This is a genomic window from Ensifer adhaerens, assembly GCF_028993555.1.
Taxonomy (GTDB): domain Bacteria; phylum Pseudomonadota; class Alphaproteobacteria; order Rhizobiales; family Rhizobiaceae; genus Ensifer; species Ensifer adhaerens_I.
This window is the reverse complement of sequence record NZ_CP118610.1, coordinates 1,886,567-1,905,089: the sequence shown is the minus strand read 5'-3', so window position 1 is coordinate 1,905,089 and position 18,523 is coordinate 1,886,567. Positions and strand designations below refer to the sequence as shown.

Annotated in this window: 21 protein-coding genes; 17 read left to right on the top strand and 4 right to left on the bottom strand. The window is 63.1% G+C overall.

The features are described 5' to 3' along the window. Window positions 1–137: 137 nt before the first annotated feature. The 3 genes from cobO (at window position 138) to PWG15_RS09245 (ending at window position 2,733) form a co-directional block, all read left to right on the top strand. Window positions 138–782 (top strand): cob(I)yrinic acid a,c-diamide adenosyltransferase, encoded by a 645-nt coding sequence (gene cobO / locus PWG15_RS09255; protein WP_275024128.1) that lies wholly within the window; start codon window positions 138–140, stop codon window positions 780–782. Beyond that, window positions 782–1,207 (top strand): EamA family transporter, encoded by a 426-nt coding sequence (locus tag PWG15_RS09250; RefSeq protein WP_275024127.1) that lies wholly within the window; start codon window positions 782–784, stop codon window positions 1,205–1,207. Before cobO ends, PWG15_RS09250 begins: the two co-directional genes overlap by 1 nt. A 95-nt stretch (window positions 1,208–1,302) precedes the next feature. Further along, window positions 1,303–2,733: a hypothetical protein gene (locus PWG15_RS09245; RefSeq protein WP_275024126.1), complete on the top strand. Its 1,431-nt coding sequence runs from the start codon at window positions 1,303–1,305 to the stop codon at window positions 2,731–2,733. 14 nt (window positions 2,734–2,747) lie between these two features. Here PWG15_RS09245 and PWG15_RS09240 read toward each other — a convergent pair whose 3' ends face one another. Then, the gene (locus PWG15_RS09240) at window positions 2,748–3,341 is read right to left on the bottom strand and encodes a methyltransferase family protein (RefSeq protein ID WP_275024125.1); all 594 of its coding nucleotides are present in this window, start codon (window positions 3,339–3,341) and stop codon (window positions 2,748–2,750) included. Window positions 3,342–3,676: 335 nt separating this feature from the next. After that, window positions 3,677–3,799 (bottom strand): hypothetical protein, encoded by a 123-nt coding sequence (locus PWG15_RS09235; RefSeq protein ID WP_275024124.1) that lies wholly within the window; start codon window positions 3,797–3,799, stop codon window positions 3,677–3,679. Window positions 3,800–4,151: 352 nt separating this feature from the next. On the opposite strand from PWG15_RS09235, the gene PWG15_RS09230 reads away from it, so the two are divergent. Beyond that, window positions 4,152–4,478, top strand: a complete 327-nt coding sequence (locus tag PWG15_RS09230) for a hypothetical protein (RefSeq protein WP_275024123.1) — start codon at window positions 4,152–4,154, stop codon at window positions 4,476–4,478. A gap of 49 nt (window positions 4,479–4,527) precedes the next feature. On the opposite strand, the gene PWG15_RS09225 is transcribed toward PWG15_RS09230, so the two are convergent. Further along, entirely contained in the window at window positions 4,528–5,313 is a 786-nt protein-coding gene (locus PWG15_RS09225) for a TSUP family transporter (RefSeq protein WP_275024122.1), read from the bottom strand. Between the two features lie 64 nt (window positions 5,314–5,377). Between PWG15_RS09225 and PWG15_RS09220 the strand changes: the two genes are divergently transcribed. The 7 genes from PWG15_RS09220 (at window position 5,378) to PWG15_RS09190 (ending at window position 11,170) form a co-directional block, all read left to right on the top strand. Then, entirely contained in the window at window positions 5,378–5,647 is a 270-nt protein-coding gene (locus PWG15_RS09220) for a hypothetical protein (RefSeq protein WP_275024121.1), read from the top strand. A gap of 216 nt (window positions 5,648–5,863) precedes the next feature. After that, a complete protein-coding gene (locus PWG15_RS09215) occupies window positions 5,864–6,292 on the top strand; it encodes a cobalamin biosynthesis protein (protein ID WP_275024387.1) in 429 nt (142 codons plus the stop codon). A 130-nt stretch (window positions 6,293–6,422) separates the two neighbouring features. Then, window positions 6,423–7,262: a uroporphyrinogen-III C-methyltransferase gene (cobA, locus tag PWG15_RS09210; protein WP_425536754.1), complete on the top strand. Its 840-nt coding sequence runs from the start codon at window positions 6,423–6,425 to the stop codon at window positions 7,260–7,262. Then, entirely contained in the window at window positions 7,259–8,563 is a 1,305-nt protein-coding gene (locus tag PWG15_RS09205; RefSeq protein WP_275024119.1) for a cobyrinic acid a,c-diamide synthase CobB, read from the top strand. The genes cobA and PWG15_RS09205 overlap by 4 nt, the downstream gene beginning before the upstream one ends. Beyond that, on the top strand, window positions 8,560–9,621 hold the full coding sequence (gene cobD, locus PWG15_RS09200) for a threonine-phosphate decarboxylase CobD (protein ID WP_275024118.1): 1,062 nt from the start codon (window positions 8,560–8,562) through the stop codon (window positions 9,619–9,621). The genes PWG15_RS09205 and cobD overlap by 4 nt, the downstream gene beginning before the upstream one ends. Beyond that, a complete protein-coding gene (cbiB, locus tag PWG15_RS09195; protein WP_275024117.1) occupies window positions 9,622–10,593 on the top strand; it encodes an adenosylcobinamide-phosphate synthase CbiB in 972 nt (323 codons plus the stop codon). It begins immediately after the preceding gene. Window positions 10,594–10,741: 148 nt separating this feature from the next. Beyond that, complete coding sequence (locus tag PWG15_RS09190; protein WP_275024116.1) at window positions 10,742–11,170, top strand: L,D-transpeptidase; 429 nt, start codon at window positions 10,742–10,744, stop codon at window positions 11,168–11,170. Between the two features lie 264 nt (window positions 11,171–11,434). Here the strand turns inward: PWG15_RS09190 and PWG15_RS09185 are convergent, their stop codons facing one another. Further along, a complete protein-coding gene (locus tag PWG15_RS09185; RefSeq protein ID WP_275024115.1) occupies window positions 11,435–12,172 on the bottom strand; it encodes a Crp/Fnr family transcriptional regulator in 738 nt (245 codons plus the stop codon). Between the two features lie 216 nt (window positions 12,173–12,388). On the opposite strand from PWG15_RS09185, the gene hemN reads away from it, so the two are divergent. From hemN to PWG15_RS09155, 6 genes are all read left to right on the top strand, one after another. Further along, complete coding sequence (gene hemN / locus PWG15_RS09180; RefSeq protein WP_275024114.1) at window positions 12,389–13,738, top strand: oxygen-independent coproporphyrinogen III oxidase; 1,350 nt, start codon at window positions 12,389–12,391, stop codon at window positions 13,736–13,738. A gap of 241 nt (window positions 13,739–13,979) precedes the next feature. Further along, window positions 13,980–14,264, top strand: a complete 285-nt coding sequence (locus PWG15_RS09175; RefSeq protein WP_089044188.1) for an acyl carrier protein — start codon at window positions 13,980–13,982, stop codon at window positions 14,262–14,264. Between the two features lie 143 nt (window positions 14,265–14,407). Continuing rightward, window positions 14,408–14,893 (top strand): 3-hydroxyacyl-ACP dehydratase FabZ family protein, encoded by a 486-nt coding sequence (locus PWG15_RS09170; protein WP_192446370.1) that lies wholly within the window; start codon window positions 14,408–14,410, stop codon window positions 14,891–14,893. A 1-nt stretch (window position 14,894) separates the two neighbouring features. Next, window positions 14,895–16,097: a beta-ketoacyl-ACP synthase gene (locus PWG15_RS09165; RefSeq protein WP_275024112.1), complete on the top strand. Its 1,203-nt coding sequence runs from the start codon at window positions 14,895–14,897 to the stop codon at window positions 16,095–16,097. Window positions 16,098–16,109: 12 nt separating this feature from the next. After that, window positions 16,110–17,393, top strand: coding sequence for a beta-ketoacyl-ACP synthase (locus tag PWG15_RS09160; protein ID WP_275024110.1), 1,284 nt, complete (start codon window positions 16,110–16,112; stop codon window positions 17,391–17,393). A 100-nt stretch (window positions 17,394–17,493) separates the two neighbouring features. Beyond that, complete coding sequence (locus PWG15_RS09155; protein WP_275024109.1) at window positions 17,494–18,522, top strand: zinc-binding dehydrogenase; 1,029 nt, start codon at window positions 17,494–17,496, stop codon at window positions 18,520–18,522. The last annotated feature ends 1 nt before the right edge of the window (window position 18,523 follow it).

The window sequence follows — 18,523 nt, the reverse complement described above, 5'->3', positions numbered from 1 at the left end:
TCCGCCCGGAATTGCGTGGAAACAAAGACTTGGGTTCACTTTCGCTGTTCAGTGAAACACGGAAATGAACGGATGTGGAACGAGGGCGTGTGCGTGGGTCAGACCGCAGCCGGCCACCGGAAATCGAGGGAGTTATCATGAGCGAAGAGACGACAAACAGCGGCGAAGTGCCTGCCGAGAAGGATGATGCCCGCCACGCCATGAAGATGGCGAAGAAGAAGGCCGCCCGCGAAAAGATCATGGCGACGAAGACCGACGAGAAGGGTCTGATCATCGTCAACACCGGCAAGGGCAAGGGCAAGTCGACCGCCGGCTTCGGCATGATTTTCCGCCATATCGCCCACGGCATGCCCTGCGCCGTCGTGCAGTTCATCAAGGGTGCGATGGCGACCGGCGAGCGCGAACTGATCGAGAAGCATTTCGGCGATGTCTGCCAGTTCTACACGCTGGGCGAAGGCTTCACCTGGGAAACGCAGGACCGCGCCCGCGACGTGGCGATGGCGGAAAGGGCCTGGGAAAAGGCGAAGGAACTGATCCGCGACGAGCGCAACTCGATGGTGCTGCTCGACGAGATCAACATCGCGCTGCGCTATGATTATATCGACGTCGCCGAGGTCGTGCGCTTCCTCAAGGAGGAAAAGCCGCACATGACCCACGTGGTCCTGACCGGCCGTAACGCCAAGGAAGACCTGATCGAGATCGCCGATCTGGTGACCGAGATGGAACTGATCAAGCATCCGTTCCGTTCCGGCATCAAGGCGCAGCAGGGCGTGGAGTTCTGATGAGCCAGAGCTGGCAGTTCTGGGCACTGCTTTCGGCGGCCTTTGCTGCCTTGACGGCGATCTTCGCCAAGGTCGGCGTCGCGCAGGTCAATTCCGACTTCGCGACGCTGATCCGCACCGTCGTCATCCTCTGCGTGCTCGCCGGCATCGTGGTGGCGACCGGGCAATGGCAGAAGCCGTCGGAAATTCCCGGCCGCACCTGGCTGTTCCTGACACTCTCCGGCCTTGCCACCGGCGCTTCCTGGCTTGCCTATTTCCGCGCGCTGAAACTCGGCGACGCCGCCCGCGTCGCGCCACTCGACAAATTGTCGATCGTCATGGTCGCCATCTTCGGCGTGCTCTTTCTCGGCGAAAAGCTCAACCTGATGAACTGGCTCGGCGTCGTGTTCATCGCTGCGGGGGCGCTGCTTCTGGCGGTGTTTTGAGCGCGCCTGCCTCCTGCGATTTGTTCACTGAATGTTCGACTCAATCAAGTCGCAATCCCGGTACATGCAGTGGTTGTGATTGTCGGGAGGGTGGTATGCAGGTTGACGGCAATTGGCGCGAGCGCCTTGAAAGCGATTATCTTTTCTTCGCAGCCTGGATGACGGCAGTGCTGTCGGCATTCTGCGCTGCCGTCTACTATCTCGCTACGCCGGCCGAGGGCTGCCCCATCGGACTTCTCTTGATTCTCCTTGGTATTTTCCCGGCGATGGCTACGGCGCGGTTGACGATCGCGTTCAGCCGATCCAGCCACAGCCCTTGGCGACTGATGGCGCTTTCGTCCGGCTGGGGTTTCGCCGCGGTCGCCGGCCTGATTGGCGTCTACGTTCTGACCATGAGTTTCGCGAGTTGGGATCCGGGTGGATATGCCGTGCCCTACCCAGTGCTGACGCACAGTTTTCTAACGCCCGGTTTCCCGATGTTTTCGGGAGCCGGTGCGCTCTTCGCTGGTGCGACCTTCGGACTGTGGCTGCTGCGCGAGAAGAGAATGGAACGCAACAGTGCTGACCCCGGGGACGGGACTGCTTCGGTGCTCCCGCTTGCCCCGCACGAGCGTGCATTCGTTCGCAGTCGGCAATCGCGGGTGGAAGAGCACTATTTCTGGCTCTCTATCTTGGTCGGTCCGGTCGTCGTTATCCTCCCGCTGATCTTTCTGGAGATGATCTTCAGCCCGGAAACCGCGCTCGGCGCTTCGAAACTGCCATGGGCAGTGCTGCGATACTACTTCGGCGGCGTTTACGCGGCGGCGATCAGCGCCGTGCTCGTTCTTGCGCTCGTCTCCAACCGCTCACGCCGCTCGGCCTGGGTTGCCGCTTTTTTCGTCGGTCTGCACGTCGGCGCAATCTTCACGCTTCTGTTTGACTATGCAGACGACACCACCAGTAATCAGGCGTTTCTGCTGCCTTTCGGCGGCCTCGTTGGTGCCCTGTCGGCTGCCATTTGCACCGCCATCTGGTTCCCCGATCGCCGCGGCCTCGGAGCGCAAAGTGCGCAACAGGCTGCTTCCGCGCGGGAATCGATGCGCATCCTGCGGACCGCCGGCTTTGCCGCACCGGCCGTCGCGGCTCTCTCATACCCTGTTTTCGCCGCCCTCGCGCACATGCTAGACATCAAGACGCAGGCGGACCCCGACACCGCTCTGCACGTCGGCGCCATCGAGACATGGCTTTTGAACTATCGGGTCTGGGCGGTCGTGTCATTGCTGACCATGCTGCTTCACGGCTTTCTCAAGCACAGAGCCGCCCGGCCGGGTTTAGCCCTCGTCATCGTCTCTCTTTCGGCCTTTCTCGTCGGAGGTGCCATGGTCCATAGCCTGAATGAAGACGTGCTGCGGAAGAGCGTGCCGATTTCAACGGGCTCCTTCCTCGGACTTGGTTTGTCCAGCGTCGTTGCGGCTCTTTCGGTGGTTTTGCTGACCCGGCGGCGCACGTCGTGCAGTTCGACCGGCGGCGAGAGCGTCGCTGCCTGAGGGCGACGCTTCAGTCAGATCCACCTGCGGACGCACTGGCAATAGGCGGCATATGCCTCTCCGAAAGACCGGCCGAGGTGGGCTTCCTCCATGCGGATCTGGTAGGAGATCGAAATCCAGGCGGAAAGAGCCAGTGCCACCGAGACGACGTTTGGTACCGCCAGCACCGTGCCGATCAGCGCGGTCACCATGCCGACATAGATCGGGTTGCGGGAGAAGGCGTAGAGACCTGAGGTCACGAGCGGCGCGTCCTGCTTTTCGGGGATGCCGATCTTCCAGGAATGGCGCATCGCCCATTGCGACAGCATCGTCAGCCCGCCGCCGAGCGCCATAAGGAAAAGGCCGACGGCGTGAAGAACCGGCCCGTCGAGCAGCGGGATGCGGCCGAGCGCGGCATCAACGGTTTGCGGCAAGGCAGCGACGGCCAGGAGGTGAACGACGAGCGCCGCCACGATCAGACGAAAGAGTTTGCCGGCAAACCCCTCGGCATCGTCGCCATAGGTCAGCACCACAGGTGAACGGCCGGATTGCAGGCGGCGCAGGATCGCCAGCGCCAGGGTGAACAGGCCGACGAAAAGCATCAGGATTGCGGGAAGGATGGCGGACATCGGAACCTCTGGGCAATGACAGGATGGCGCTTGCGGCTGGGCTGCCGAGTCCCTGACTTGCCCGACCTCCGCGACGTATTTTCTGTAGTCTGCAATCTCTAGTGGCTAGAGATTCAAGGGGTTGAGTACGCGATTTCCGTTTTGGTCACCGGATGTTGAATCGGCGAGTGCGGCAGGGAATGCCCGCCCGGTCTTGGGGAGGGTGTCGCCGCCATAACCGCACATTGCTTGGATTCAGAGAATGTTGCCCCACGACCATCCAATAACCGCTGTCTATGCGCAGGGTGGTTGCCGTTCCAGGAAGCGATCCGGCGCTGGTTCGTCCTGGACATTTTTCACTTGTCCGATAGTTCCTCGGCCGTTGCGGTGATCTCGGAGCCACCGAACGTGCCGTCGGCATACTTGAAGACAAGTATGCTGATGATCGAGGCGACTATTGCAATCACGACTATACGCATTCGGCTTTCCCAGCGGTTGTTGCGATCCACAGCAACACCCGGCGAGGGCCTTGGTTCCCTTATTTGGTCTGGTTGCCAGGAATGATTGCAGGCGTTTGCGATGGGGCGGTCTCCAAATCGGGCCGGAGCGCCAGAATGCTTACGACGAGAGCGACGAGAATGCAGATGAGTATGAGGAAGGCGATGCCAGCTTTGTCCATGCCCTGACATCAGACGTTCAATGTGGGCAAATCGAGGCGGCAGCACGTCCGGGTTTTGGCTTGCCCTCCGTGCGGCGGGGTGGTCACCCCTTGATGAGGCTTCTGCAAGCACGCATATAGATGCTCCACATGGTATAGATCGCGGGTGAAACTTGAAGACCGTTGCCAGAGTTGCGTTTGTTATCGCATCGCTTTTCCTAATCGCATCATGCAGTGAAACCGGCTCGGCCCAAGCGACCAAGGCCAGCGCAGCCGTGGTCCAGCAGACCGCAAAAGCGAAGGCGGCTCCGACGGCAAAGATGAGCCGCAAGCAAAAAGCTGCGGCCGAATCCGAGGCAAAGGCGCTTGCCGAAGCGCGCAGCCCGCGGCAATGCAAGACCCCGAAGCAGGTATGCGGCTACGGCGCGGGGCCAGCGGGCGAAGAATGCTCATGCTGGTCAACCACAGGCGCCCCCGACGTCGGTGTGACAGTCAAGTGACGTTCGCTTAAGGCGCGGCCGTCACGGCAAGCCAGGAGCACGCCGCGTCTCAAAGTCCCAGCCAGATCCTCAAGGGATGCGTCGGATCGGCGAGCAGCCGGATCGCGAGCGCGATCGAGACGATGACCAGCAGCGGCTTGATGATCTTGGCGCCCTTGGCCATGGCGTAGCGCGAGCCGACCTGGGCGCCGAGGAACTGGCCGACGCCCATCAACAGGCCGACCTTCCAGAGGATGGCGCCGAAGAACAGGAAGACGCCGAAGGCGCCGATGTTGGAGCCGAAGTTGAGAAACTTCGTGTGCGCCGTCGCCTTCAAGACGCCGAAGCCGGCGAGTGTCACGAAGCCGAGCATGAAGAAGGAGCCGGTGCCGGGGCCGAAGACGCCGTCGTAAAAGCCGATCAGCGGTACCAGCGTCAGCGTGAAGACGAAGGGCGTGACGCGGCTGTGCTGGTCGACATCACCCATGTTCGGCTTCAGCCCGAAATAGAGTGCGATGGCGATCAGCAGGAAGGGCAGGACGGCCTTCAGGACATCGCCGGGAACGATGGTTGCGAGCAGCGCCCCCAACACGGAGCCTGCCGCCGACGTCAACGCCATCGGCAATTGCTCTTTCAGGTTCACGTGACCGCGCCGGGCATAGGAAAGGCTAGCCGAGCCCGAACCGAACAATCCCTGCAGCTTGTTGGTGCCAAGCGTTTGCAAGGGCGGGATGCCGGCGATCAGCATGGCGGGAATGGTGATCATGCCGCCGCCGCCGGCGATCGAATCGATGAAGCCGGCGATGAAGGCGGCAACGAACAGGAAGGCGAGCAGGTGGAAGGCGAGGTCTTGCACGGGAGGACTCGGGGGGAGGTCGCAGAGGGAGATTTTTCCGCCTTGTGTCAGAGCCGGCGGGGAAATGCAAAGCCTTCTGTCGCCATGCCTTCGCGCCGCACTTGGCCAGATCGCGAATCCTGCAGAAAATCAGTGCCTTGTCCTGAGTCGCTCGATTTTGGGTCCTGCGTCTTTTGCCGGGGCGCTGCTGTTTATGACGGGCGCGCTTCTTGGTCGAGGCCGGATGCATGTCTTCCCCAATCGCGACATGGCGATGGCGCAATCCGGTTTGACCGGTCTCCCGCGCTCCGGTAAAAATGACAATCATGCGACGGCGTCCGCTTCGGTGGACTGAAAGAGCGTCCGGTGCGGCCGACCCAGCCAGGGGGCCATCAGCCGGTGCTGTCCAGATCGGCCGGAACGGTTCGTTCCAGCCGGCGCTTCGTTAAGGAGAACCGACGAAGGGAGCCGGCCGCCGATGGCATCGGTTAGGGGATCGAAGCAGTTCCAGCAAAAGTGCGCAGCGGTTTTGCGTCCGGAACTGCGTGAAAAAAACTCTCTCGCACAGACGATGACGGAAGAGGCCGGGCTGGTGCTCGGGCTTGGCTGCGAGCGTCGGACGCCGGCCGAAGAGGTGATCGCGCTTGCCGAACGCGCCTTGGCTGACGCCGGTGCCAATGCCGGGGACCTGCGGCTGGTCGCGTCGCTCGATGCCCGCGCCGAGGAGCCGGCGATCCTTGCGGCCGCGAAGCATTTCGCCGTTCCCGCCGTCTTCTACGATGCGGCCACGCTCGAAGCCGAAGCGTCCCGGCTCGCCAACCCCTCCGAGATCGTCTTTGCCCACACCGGTTGCCATGGCGTGGCCGAAGGGGCAGCCCTTGTCGGCGCCGGAAGCGAGGCGATGCTGATTGTACCGAAGATCGTCTCCGCGCATGCGACGGCGGCCCTTGCCGGGCCGGCGCGTGTCGAGGCGCGCCGTCTGGCCGCAGAGGTCGTCTGATGCGCTTCTATGTTGTTGAATTGAATCAATCTTTTGCCCGGGTTTGCTCTGAAACGGAATCCGGTTCTTTAGAGTTCGCGTCAGGTGCACCGTCAGGCGGTGCCGGGATACAGGTGAGGCAGCACGCATGATCGACGACTTCTTTGCCGGATTGCCGGCGCTCGAGAAAGGTTCGGTCTGGCTGGTCGGTGCCGGTCCGGGAGATCCGGGCCTTTTGACGCTGCATGCGGCCAACGCGCTGCGCCAGGCGGATGTCATCGTGCACGACGCGTTGGTCAACGAGGATTGCCTCAAGCTCGCGCGGCCGGGCGCCGTGCTCGAGTTTGCGGGAAAACGTGGCGGCAAGCCGTCGCCGAAGCAGCGCGACATCTCGCTGCGACTGGTGGAGCTCGCACGCGCCGGCAACCGCGTGCTCAGGCTGAAGGGCGGCGATCCCTTCGTCTTTGGCCGCGGCGGCGAGGAGGCGCTGACGCTGGTCGAGCACCAGATCCCGTTCCGCATCGTGCCCGGCATCACCGCCGGTATCGGCGGCCTTGCCTATGCCGGCATTCCCGTCACCCACCGCGAGGTCAACCACGCCGTTACCTTCCTCACCGGCCATGATTCCTCCGGCCTGGTTCCGGATCGCATCAACTGGCAGGGGATTGCCAGCGGCTCGCCCGTCATCGTCATGTACATGGCGATGAAGCATATCGGCGCGATTACCGCCAATCTCATCGCCGGCGGCCGCTCGCCGGACGAACCGGTCGCCTTCGTCTGCAATGCGGCGACGCCTGACCAGACGGTGCTCGAAACGACGCTGTCGCGCGCCGAGGCCGATGTCGAGGCGGCAGGTCTCGAACCGCCGGCGATCGTCGTCGTCGGCGAAGTGGTGCGGCTGAGGGCGGCACTCGACTGGATCGGGGCGCTCGACGGGCGCGAGCTTTCGGCCGACCCTTTCGCCAATCGCATTCTCAGGAACCCGGCATGAGCGGACTGCTGATCGCCGCACCGTCGTCGGGCTCCGGCAAGACGACGGTGACGCTGGGGCTGATGCGGGCACTGAAGAAGCAGGGTATTGCGATCGCGCCGGGCAAGGCCGGGCCCGATTACATCGACCCCGCCTTCCACGCGGCGGCAACGGGCGAACCCTGTTTCAACTTCGATCCCTGGGCGATGCGGCCCGATCTCTTGATGGCCAACGCTTCGCACGCGGCAGCCGGTGGCCGCACGCTGATCATCGAGGCGATGATGGGGCTGCATGACGGCGCGGCGGACGGATCCGGCACGCCGGCCGATCTTGCCGCAACGCTCAATCTTGCGGTCATTCTCGTCGTCGATTGCGCCCGGATGTCCCAGTCGGTGGCAGCACTGGTGCGCGGCTATGCGGATCATCGAAACGATATCCGGGTGGCAGGCGTCATTCTCAACAAGGTTGGCAGCGACCGGCACGAGAAGATGCTTCTCGACGCGCTCGATCGCGTGCGGATGCCGGTGTTCGGCGTGCTCCGGCAGGACAGTGCGCTGCAACTGCCCGAGCGGCACCTTGGGTTGGTGCAGGCGGGTGAGCATGGTGCACTTGAGGGCTTCATAGAGGCGGCGGCCGAACGGGTGGAGCGCGCCTGCGACCTCGATGCGATCCGCCGCGCCGCAACTATCTTCCCGCAGGACCCGGCGCCAGCAAATATCGAGAGGCTGCGTCCGCTCGGCCAGCGCATCGCTGTCGCTCGCGATATTGCTTTTGCCTTTTCCTACGAGCACCTGCTGTTCGGCTGGCGCAGGCGCGGGGCAGAGGTTTCGTTCTTCTCTCCGCTGGCGGACGAGAGCCCCGATCCTTCGGCCGATGCCGTCTATCTGCCGGGCGGCTATCCGGAACTGCATGCGGGGCAGTTGAGCGCCGCTTCGACCTTCCGCTCCGGCCTGCATTCAGCCGCGGAGCGCGGCGCCCGGATCTTCGGTGAATGCGGTGGCTACATGGTGCTCGGCGAAGGGCTTGTCGCCGCCGATGGCGCACGCTACGACATGCTCGGCCTGCTGCCGCTGACCACCAGTTTTGCCGAGCGCAGGCGGCACCTCGGCTATCGCCGCGTCGTGCCTGTCGACAACGCCTTCTTCGATGGACCCATGACGGCGCACGAATTCCACTATGCGACCATCGTCGCCGAAGGTGCGGCCGATCGGCTGTTTTCGGTGAGCGACGCGGCCGGCGAGGATCTTGGCCAAGCCGGCTTGAAACGCGGCAATGTCGCCGGCTCCTTCATGCATCTCGTCGACATCGCGGCCCAGCCATGAGCGCACCGATCGTTCACGGTGGCGGCATCACCGAAGCCGCAGCCCGCTTCGGCGGCCGCCTCGAAGACTGGCTCGATCTTTCGACCGGCATCAATCCGTGCCCCGTCGCCGTGCCGCCGGTGCCGGAGCGCGCGTGGCACCGGCTGCCGGATCGGCAGACGGTGGATGATGCACGCCTCGCAGCGGCAGAATATTACCGTACCAATGGCGTGCTGCCGTTGCCGGTGCCCGGCACCCAATCGGTGATCCAGTTGCTGCCGCGTCTCATGCGATTCCAGCAAGAGTACGAAGCGGTTTTGCGCCCGGGATTGCATGAAAACAGGGAAACGCCGGCAGAAAGGCGCGTCGCGATCTTCGGGCCGACCTATGGTGAATATGCCCGCGTCCTGTCGGCAGCCGGGTTTGCCGTCGATCGGGTCGGCGATGCCGATGCGCTCAGCGCCGAGCATGCCCTGGTCATCGTGGTGAACCCCAACAACCCGACCGGCCGCGCTTTCGCGCCTGCCGAACTTCTGGCGATGGCGGCGAGGCAAAAGGCATGCGGCGGGTTGCTGCTGGTCGACGAAGCCTTCGGCGATCTTCAGCCGGAATTGAGCGTTGCCGGCCATGTGCGTGAGCACGGCAATCTCATCGTCTTTCGCTCCTTCGGAAAGTTCTTCGGGCTTGCGGGCTTGCGCCTCGGTTTCGTCGTCGCGACGGAGCCGGTGCTTGCGTCCTTTGCCGATTGGCTCGGTCCCTGGGCGGTTTCCGGTCCGGCGCTGACGATCTCGAAAGCGCAGATGCAGGGCGATAACAAGGCGATTGCGGCCGGTATCCTCGAGCGGCGCGCCGGCCTCGATGCGGCACTCGACGGGGCAGGGCTCAAGCGGATCGGCGGCACAGGGCTTTTCGTGCTGGTCGAGCATCCGCGCGCCGCGCTGCTGCAGGAGCGACTCTGCGAGGCACACATCCTCACGCGCAAGTTCGACTATGCGCCGACGTGGCTGAGGATCGGGCTTGCGCCGGATGCGACGGGGGACCGGCGACTGGCGGATGCGCTTGCCCGGATGGAGCTCTGAATGTCGGAGACCATCCTTTTCATCCTCGTTCTGGCGCTGGTGATCGACCGCATCGTCGGTGATCCGGATTGGCTGTGGGCGCGCCTGCCGCATCCGGTCGTCTTCTTCGGCAAGGCGATCGGCTTCTTCGACGACCGGCTGAACCGCGAGGGACTGGAGGCAGGTGCGGCCAGGCTTCGCGGCGTTGTTTCGATCGTGCTGCTGCTTGGCTTCAGTGCCTGGTTCGGTCACCTGCTGCACCGCCTGTTTTCCGCCTTCGGTCCGGTCGGCTTCCTGCTGGAGGCGGTGCTGGTCGCCGTCTTCCTGGCGCAGAAGAGCCTTGCCGATCATGTGCGCCGTGTTGCTGACGGCTTAAGGCAGGGCGGGCTCGACGGCGGGCGAAGAGCCGTTTCGATGATCGTCGGTCGCGATCCGAAGACGCTCGACGAGCCGGCGGTCTGCCGCGCGGCGATCGAAAGCCTCGCCGAAAACTTCTCCGACGGCGTCGTGGCGCCGGCCTTCTGGTATGCGGTTGCCGGTTTGCCCGGTTTGCTTGCCTACAAGATGTTGAACACGGCCGATTCGATGATCGGTCACAAATCGCCGAAATATCTGCATTTCGGCTGGGCTTCGGCGCGGCTCGACGATCTCGCCAACTTGCCGGCGGCAAGGCTTTCGATCCTTTTGATCGCCGCCGGTGCTCTGATCCACCGTGGGGTGCGTGCCGCAAAGGACGCGCTGACGACAGCGCTGCGCGACCACGGCCTGCACCGCTCGCCGAATTCCGGCTGGCCGGAAGCGGCCATGGCCGGCGCGCTCGATCTGCAACTGGCCGGCCCGCGCATCTATGGCGGCGTCAAGGTCAGCGAACCGATGATCAACGGTCCGGGTCGCGCGGTTGCGCAAAGCGAAGATATCGATGCCGGCATCGCTGTATTCTATGGCGCCTGCACGGTGATGACCGGGTTTGTTCTTGCCGTCGCGATGATTTGATCGTTTCGGCGGCGCCCGTCTTGCGAAATCGGGCTTCGCATTAAGACTTTGCTTTCCATATGTATTAAGATTGCTTCATATTTGCCCGGTTATTCTCTTCGGACGTCTGGTTCCGCCGGTAAATGTTTGTCATCCCGGAGAGAGAAGCATGCGGAATGCGTTTTTGACTGTGCTCGTTGCCGCTTTGATGCAGTTTTCCGTTCAGCCGGCGAACGCCGCCAATCTCATTGCCAATATCAGCCTGTCGTCGCAGACCATGACCGTCAAACAGTACGGCGTCGTCATGTATCGGTGGAAGGTGTCTACCGCCCGCAGGGGCTATGTCACACCGCGCGGCAGCTGGAGCGCCAAGTGGCTCTCCCGCAACCATCGTTCGCGCAAATACGACGACGCGCCGATGCCTTACGCCGTGTTTTTCAACGGCGGTTACGCCATCCACGCCACCTACGACATCAAGCGGCTCGGGCGCCCGGCATCGCATGGCTGCGTGCGGCTGCATCCCAACAATGCGGCGGAGTTTTTTGCGCTGACGCAGGAGCATGGGCTGGCAAACACGCGCATCGTCATCACGCGTTAATCCGCGTTCCCGGCTGCCGACGGAAGCCGCCCCTCATCTGGCTGCAGCCATCTTCTCCCCGCGGACGGGGAGACTGGCCCAAGGGCGCGTGTTCGTTCTCAAATTGATCGCTTGATTCTCGTGCCGGCGCCCGCGCCCGCAGGCAAGACCGTTGCGACTGCCCTCGTTCCCTCTTCCCGCCGGCGGGGAGAGGGTTGGGGTGAGGGGCAATTCACTGACTTTGGGTTTTGGCGACAAATCCGCGCGGGCGCCGTCGAGCGCCGCTCAATCGATCCCGCCGACGTGCATCAGGCGGTCGAGGCTCGGCACGGTAACGTGGCGGCTGTTTTCGATGCGGATGACGTTTTCCTTGCGCAGCTTGGTAATCTGGCGGCTGACGGTTTCGATCGTCAGGCCCAGATAGTCGGCGATGTCGGCGCGCGAGAGCGGCAGGTCGAATTCGTTCGCGGTTCCCTGTTCAGGGTCGATATGGGTGGCGATGATGTAGAGGAAGCTCGCCACCTTTTCCTGGGCGGTCTTGCGGCCGAGCGTCAGCATCCAGTCGCGCGCCTCGTCGAGCTCTTTCAGCGCCTGTTCGTGCAGCCGATGTTCCAGCCCTGGCGCTTCCGAAACGAGGCGATCGATGACGGTGCGCGGGAAGCAACAGATGTCGGTGTCGACAGCCGCTTCCGCCGTCAGCGCGCTTTCGCGGGTGAAGGGGCGGCCCATGAAATCGGGCGCGAACTGCAGGCCGACGATCTGCTGGCGTCCATCGGCCAGAACCTTGCTGAGCTTGACGACGCCAGAGATGATGTTGGCGTAGCTGTCGGTTGTCTCACCCTGGCCGACGACCTCGCGGCCCGGCTCGATGCTGCGGCGAGTCGAGTGGCGGCTGAGGTCGAGAAGCTGATCCGGGGTGAGCGTTCCGCATACGCCGCCATGACGCGCCTCGCAGGCTGCGCAGACGGTTGGAATGTCCGAGTTATGGATATCCTTGCGGCGATGTTCGTTCACGATCTGCAATTCTTTCTACCTGCATGTCGTTGCTCTCCGGATGACCAAAGAGGATGCGGGTCGTTAAATCAAGAGTTGACAGGTGCTAATTTCAAAGGCGCGAAACAATGTCTCATGTTGAATTGCGCATTGTCAATTTTAACGTGTTAATTCGGCAACTTGATCAAAATCAATGGCGCCCTTGCCCATCCGTCCTATGCCATCTTCATGACAGCGGAGAGACCGATGGAAGACGCGCTTATCCTCAAACATTCAGGCCCGGTGCCGCGCTACACCAGCTACCCGACAGCCCCGCATTTTTCCGAGGCGGTGGGCTCCGCGGACTATGAAAGCTGGCTCGGTGCGATCGGTGCGGGGGAGACGATTTCGCTCTATGCCCATGTGCCCTATTGCGACCGGCTCTGTTGGTTCTGTGCCTGCCACACCAAGCAGACGCTGCGCTACGATCCCGTCGCGACCTATCTGCAGGGCCTGCATCGAGAGGTTGCGGAAATCGGCGGTCGGGTAAACCGCGAAGCGAGGGTATCGGCGCTGCATCTCGGCGGCGGGTCGCCGACGCTTGTCCGGCCGGATGACATGATCGCGCTCATGCGCAGTTTCACGGATCACTTCACCTTCGCGCCCGATTGCGAGATCAGCGTCGAGATGGATCCGAACGATCTCGACGAGGCGCGCCATGACGCGCTGGCCGCGATTGGCATGACGCGGGCAAGCTTCGGCATCCAGGATTTCGATCCTGAGGTGCAGAAGGCGATCAATCGCATCCAGACCTATGAACAGACGCGCGATGCAATCGAGGCATCGCGGGCAAGGGGTGTGCACTCGGTCAATTGCGACGTGCTCTATGGCTTGCCCTATCAAAGCCTGCAGTCGCTGGAGCGGACGATGGAGGCGGTGCTGACGCTCAACCCCGATCGTGTCGCGCTCTTCGGCTATGCGCATGTGCCGTGGATGAAGACGCACCAGAAGATGATCCCCGACGAGAGCCTACCCGGCATCGTCGAGCGCTTTGCCCAGATGACCCGCGCCGGTGAGATGCTGATTGCGGCCGGCTACGAGGCCATCGGCATCGATCACTTCGCAAAACCTGCGGACAGTCTGGCGCGTGCCAGCCGGGAAGGGCGCTTGCGCCGTAATTTCCAGGGTTACACCGACGATGCGGCCGAAACGCTTGTCGGCCTTGGCGCTTCGGCGATCGGCCAGTTTCGTCAAGGTTACGTCCAAAACATGCCGGCAACCGGCGAATATCTGCGCCATGTGGAAAGCGCCGGGATCGCCGCCGTTCGCGGCTATCGTTTCACGCCCGACGACCAGTTGAGAGCAAAAGTGATCGCCGACATCATGTGCCGGTTCGCCTTCGCCTTCGACGAAGTCGAGCAGGCATTTCCTGACCTGGCCGGTGCGGTGATCGAGGAGGCGCGGCTGTTTCGGGCGCGCGATGCCGATGGTCTGACGACGATCGAAAACGGCGTCTTCCGTCTGACCGAGCGCGGCCGGCCCTTTGCACGCTCGGTGGCAGCCGCCTTCGATGCCTATCTCGGCAACGGCCGCGGTCGGCATTCGGTCGCCGTGTGATCAATGCGCATCTTGGAGCGGGCGCCTTATGCGCGCGGCGCTGCGCATAACCGCGAAATCCAGGCCTGGCTTTCGCGAAGGCTTATGCGCTTCAAGTAGGCAGAGCGCCTTATGCGCGCCATCGGCGCGCGGCGCTCTGGCAACACCGCTTTCAATTCGCAAGCCGTTGCAATCAAGGCCATTGGCTTTTGCGGCGCATTTACCTATAGGATCGCCGAGACTCGACATAGAATAAAGAGGTATGCGCGTGACAGCTACATTCGACAAGGTTGCCGACATCATCGCGGAAACGAGCGAGATCGATCGCGAGACGATTACGCCGGAAAGCCACACGATCGACGATCTCGGCATCGACAGCCTGGACTTCCTCGACATCGTGTTTGCGATCGACAAGGAATTCGGCATCAAGATCCCGCTCGAGCAGTGGACGCAGGAAGTCAACGAAGGCAAGGTTTCGACCGAAGAGTACTTCGTTCTGAAGAACCTCTGCGCCAAGATCGACGAACTGCGGGCTGCCAAGGGCTGATCGGGCTTTCGCCCGAGCCTTGCCACTCGATTTCCAATGCCGCCCGTCGCGCCCCGCGCTTGACAGGCGGCATTGGCGTTTTTACTTGAGCCCGAAACGAACGGCCAGAAAACGAACCCAGAAAACGAACAGGGTGAGCCTCAATGCTCCTTGAATACTTCCAGATGATCGATCGTGTCGAAACGGTCGATCTTTCGGCTGGCCGGCTGACGGCGCGGTCCGTGGTTCCTGAAAAGAGCCCGGTGTTCGAAGGCCATTTTCCAGGCTACCCGCTGGTGCCGGGCGTGCTTCTGATCGAGACCATGGCGCAGGCGTCCGGTTTCCTGGTGCTCGCTGCCACCAATTTCGCCGCCATGCCCTTCCTGATGTCGGTCGACGGCGCCAAGATGCGCACCTTCGTCGAGCCCAGTGCCGAACTCGAGATCGAGGCCTTCCTCGAGCACGAGGGTTCGGGCTTTGCGGTGACCAAGGCCAAGATCACGTCCGCCGGCAAGAAGGTCTGCGACGCCCAGCTGAAACTGCGGACCATGCCGTTCGATCAGGTTCCGCTCGGCGATATCGTGCGCAAGCGGGCTGGAGAAGTGGGCCTGATGGCAGCTCTTTCGGCGGCAGCCGGTTCGGAGAAGTAAGATGAGCAAATCTGCAAACGACGTTGTCATTACAGGCGTCGGTATCGTCACCAGCCAGGGCGTCGGCGTCGAGCCGCATATGGCGCTGCTCACCGCCGGCACATCGCCGGCCGTGCGGGTCGAGACCGAGAAGTTCAGCCCCTATCCGGTGCATCCGCTGCCGGAAATCGACTGGTCGCAGCAGATCGCCAAGCGTGGCGACCAGCGCCAGATGGAAAACTGGCAACGCCTCGGCGTCTTTGCCGCTGGTCTCGCGCTCGATGATGCCGGTCTCAAGGACAATCTCGAAGCCTGCGGCAGCATGGACATGATCGTCGCTGCCGGCGGCGGCGAGCGCGACATCAACGTCGATTCGCTGATCGTCGACGAAGCGCTGAAGCGCAATGACCGCGAACAGCTTCTGAACGAGAAGCTGACGACCGAGCTGCGCCCGACGCTGTTTCTCGCCCAGCTTTCGAACCTTCTCGCCGGCAACATCTCGATCGTGCACAAGGTCACCGGTTCGTCGCGCACCTTCATGGGTGAAGAGGCGGCCGGCATCTCGGCGATTGAAACCGCCTTTGCCCGCATCAAGGCCGGCCAGTCTACGCACACGCTCGTCGGCGGTGCGTTCTCGGCCGAGCGTCTCGACATCATCCTCCTGATCGAAGCCATCCAGGGCCATGCGCTCGGCGACTGGCACCCGATCTGGTCGCGCAGCAAGGATAATGGCGGCGGCATGATCCTCGGTTCGGTCGGCGCCTTCCTGGTGCTGGAATCACGCGAATTTGCCGAAGCTCGCGGCGCCCGCATCTATGCCACGATCGACGCGATCGGCGGTGACCGCGGCGCGCGTGACGGCGGCAAGCTGGAAGCCCGCCTTGGCGATCTCGCCAAACCTGCGGAAAAGCTCGATGCGGCCTCGACCGTCGTCTTCTCCGGTACATCCGGCTTCCACGATCTGGTGGCGCGCGAGAAGGCGTTCCTCGAGGAAAAATTCGCAGGCGCGCCCGTGCGTGCCTATGGCGGCCTTGTCGGTCACAGCATCGAGGCGCAGTTCCCGCTGGGGCTGGCGCTGGCGGCGCTGACGCTGGGTGAGGGCGCCAAGGTGCCTGCCTTCGATGCCGGCGCGGAAAAGCCGATGACGGCAGTGGCCAAGGCCGCCGTGGTCACCACCATCGGCCACTCGCGCGGCGAAGGCGTCGCCGTGCTTTCGGCGGAATAACAGGAGCGGACGATGAGCAACGCTTACAAGGATCACCTCGGCCGCCCGATCATCGCCGTTACCGGCATGGGCGTCATCACCTCGCTCGGCCAGGGCGTCGAAGACAACTGGGCAGCCCTGTCCGGTGGTGTCTCGGGTATCCACAAGATCACCCGCTTCCCGACGGAAGGTCTCAACACCCGCATTTCCGGTACAGTCGATTTCATCGACATTCCGGCTGACAATTCCGTCGAGCGTTCCTACGCCATGGCGCGCGAAACGACGCTGGAAGCGCTGGCGCAGGCCGGCATTTCCGGTGACTTCAACGGCCCGCTGTTCCTGGCCGCCCCGCCGGTCGAGCCGGAATGGAGCGCCCGTTTCGAGCTTGCCGACCGTTCGCCGCCGTCCGAGCGCCCGGGCGACGCCTATAACCGCTTCCTCGCCGCGATGCGCCAGAAGGCCGATCCGGTGTTCCACGAAGCCGTGCTGTTCGGCTCGATTTCGGAACGCCTTGCCGATCGTTTTGGCACGCGCGGCCTGCCGGTGACGCTGTCGACGGCTTGCGCATCGGGTGCGACCGCGATCCAGCTCGGCGTCGAAGCGATCCGCCAGGGCCGCACCGATCGGGCGCTGACGGTTGCGACGGACGGTTCGGTCAGCGCCGAGGCACTGATCCGCTTTGCGCTGCTCTCGGCGCTCTCCACCCAGAACGATCCGCCGGAGAAGGCCTCCAAGCCCTTCACCAAGGATCGCGACGGCTTCGTCATCGCCGAAGGTGCAGCGACGCTGGTGCTGGAATCGCTGGAAGCTGCGGTCGCCCGCGGTGCCCGCGTCTACGGCATCCTCAAGGGCTGCGGCGAAAAGGCCGACCTCTTCCACCGCACGCGCTCCTCGCCGGACGGTGGCCCGGCGATCGCGACGATCCGTGCGGCTCTCGCCGACGCCGGCATCGACGAGGACGGCATCGGCTACATCAACGCGCACGGCACCTCGACGCCCGAGAATGACAAGATGGAATATCTGTCGATGTCGAACGTCTTCGGCGAGCGCCTGCCGTCGATCCCGGTCTCGTCCAACAAGTCGATGATCGGCCATACGCTGACGGCAGCCGGTGCCGTCGAGGCAGTGTTCTCGATCCAGACTATGCTGACCGGCACGCTGCCGCCGACGATCAACTACCAGAACCCCGATCCGGCGATCGTGCTCGACGTGGTGCCGAACGTGAAGCGCAGCCAGCAGGTGACTGCGGTGCTGTCGAACTCCTTCGGCTTCGGCGGCCAGAACGCCAGCCTTGTCATGACCGCCGAGCCGGCCTAAGCCGGAAACATGAGTTGCAGCGCCTCTTGCGCGTCCCGATGGATGCGCGGCGCTGTGAAAATTCAAGACGTAAACATGCCGCCAAGGCAGAGGAAGAACCATGCGCGCCCTGCAACTGCTCGATGACCGCAAGCTCGAAATCACCGACATTCCTGAACCGGAAGCACCCGGCCCGGGCGAGGTGACCCTGCGCGTCAAGGCGGTGGCACTCAACCATATCGACGTCTGGGGCTGGCGCGGCATGGCCTTTGCCAAGCGCAAGATGCCGCTCGTGATCGGCGCCGAAGCCTCGGGTGTCGTCGACAGCATCGGTCCGGGCGTTTCGAGCGTGCTTCCGGGCCAGCTCGTCTCGATCTATGGCGCGCGCACCTGCGGTCTCTGCCGTCCGTGCAAGGAAGGCCGTGACAATCTCTGCGAACATGTCGGCGGCGTGCACGGCTTCCACCTCGACGGCTTCGCACAGGAAAAGATCAATCTTCCGGCCCGCCTGCTGGTTCCGGCCCCTCCAGGTGTCGATGCCGTTGCAGCAGCGCTTGCGCCGGTTACTTTCGGTACCGTCGAGCACATGCTCTTCGACAACGCCAAGCTTGAGCCCGGCGAAACCATTCTCGTGCATGCCGGCGGCTCCGGCATCGGTTCGGCGGCGATCCAGCTTGCCAAGAAGATCGGCTGCACGGTGATCACCACCGTCGGCTCCGACGACAAGATCGAGAAGGCAAAGGCGCTTGGCGCCGATCACGTCATCAACTACCGCACCGACCGCTTCGAAGGCGTGGTGCGCAAGCTCACCAAGAAGAAGGGCGTCGACGTCGTCTTCGAACATGTCGGCAAGGACACCTGGGCGGGCTCGATGCTCTGCATGAAGCGCGGCGGACGTCTCGTCACCTGCGGCTCGACCTCGGGCGTGTCCACCGACATGAACCTGATGATGCTGTTCCAGCAGCAGCTGAAGCTGCTCGGCTCCTTCGGTTGCCGCATGGAGAACATGGCCAACGCCATGCAGAAGATGGCCCGCGGCCTCGTCCATCCGGTCATCGACACCGAAATCACCCTCGATCAGATCGACCGGGCGCTCGAGCGCATGGAATCGCGCCAGATCTTCGGCAAGATCATCCTGAAGATGGATTGAT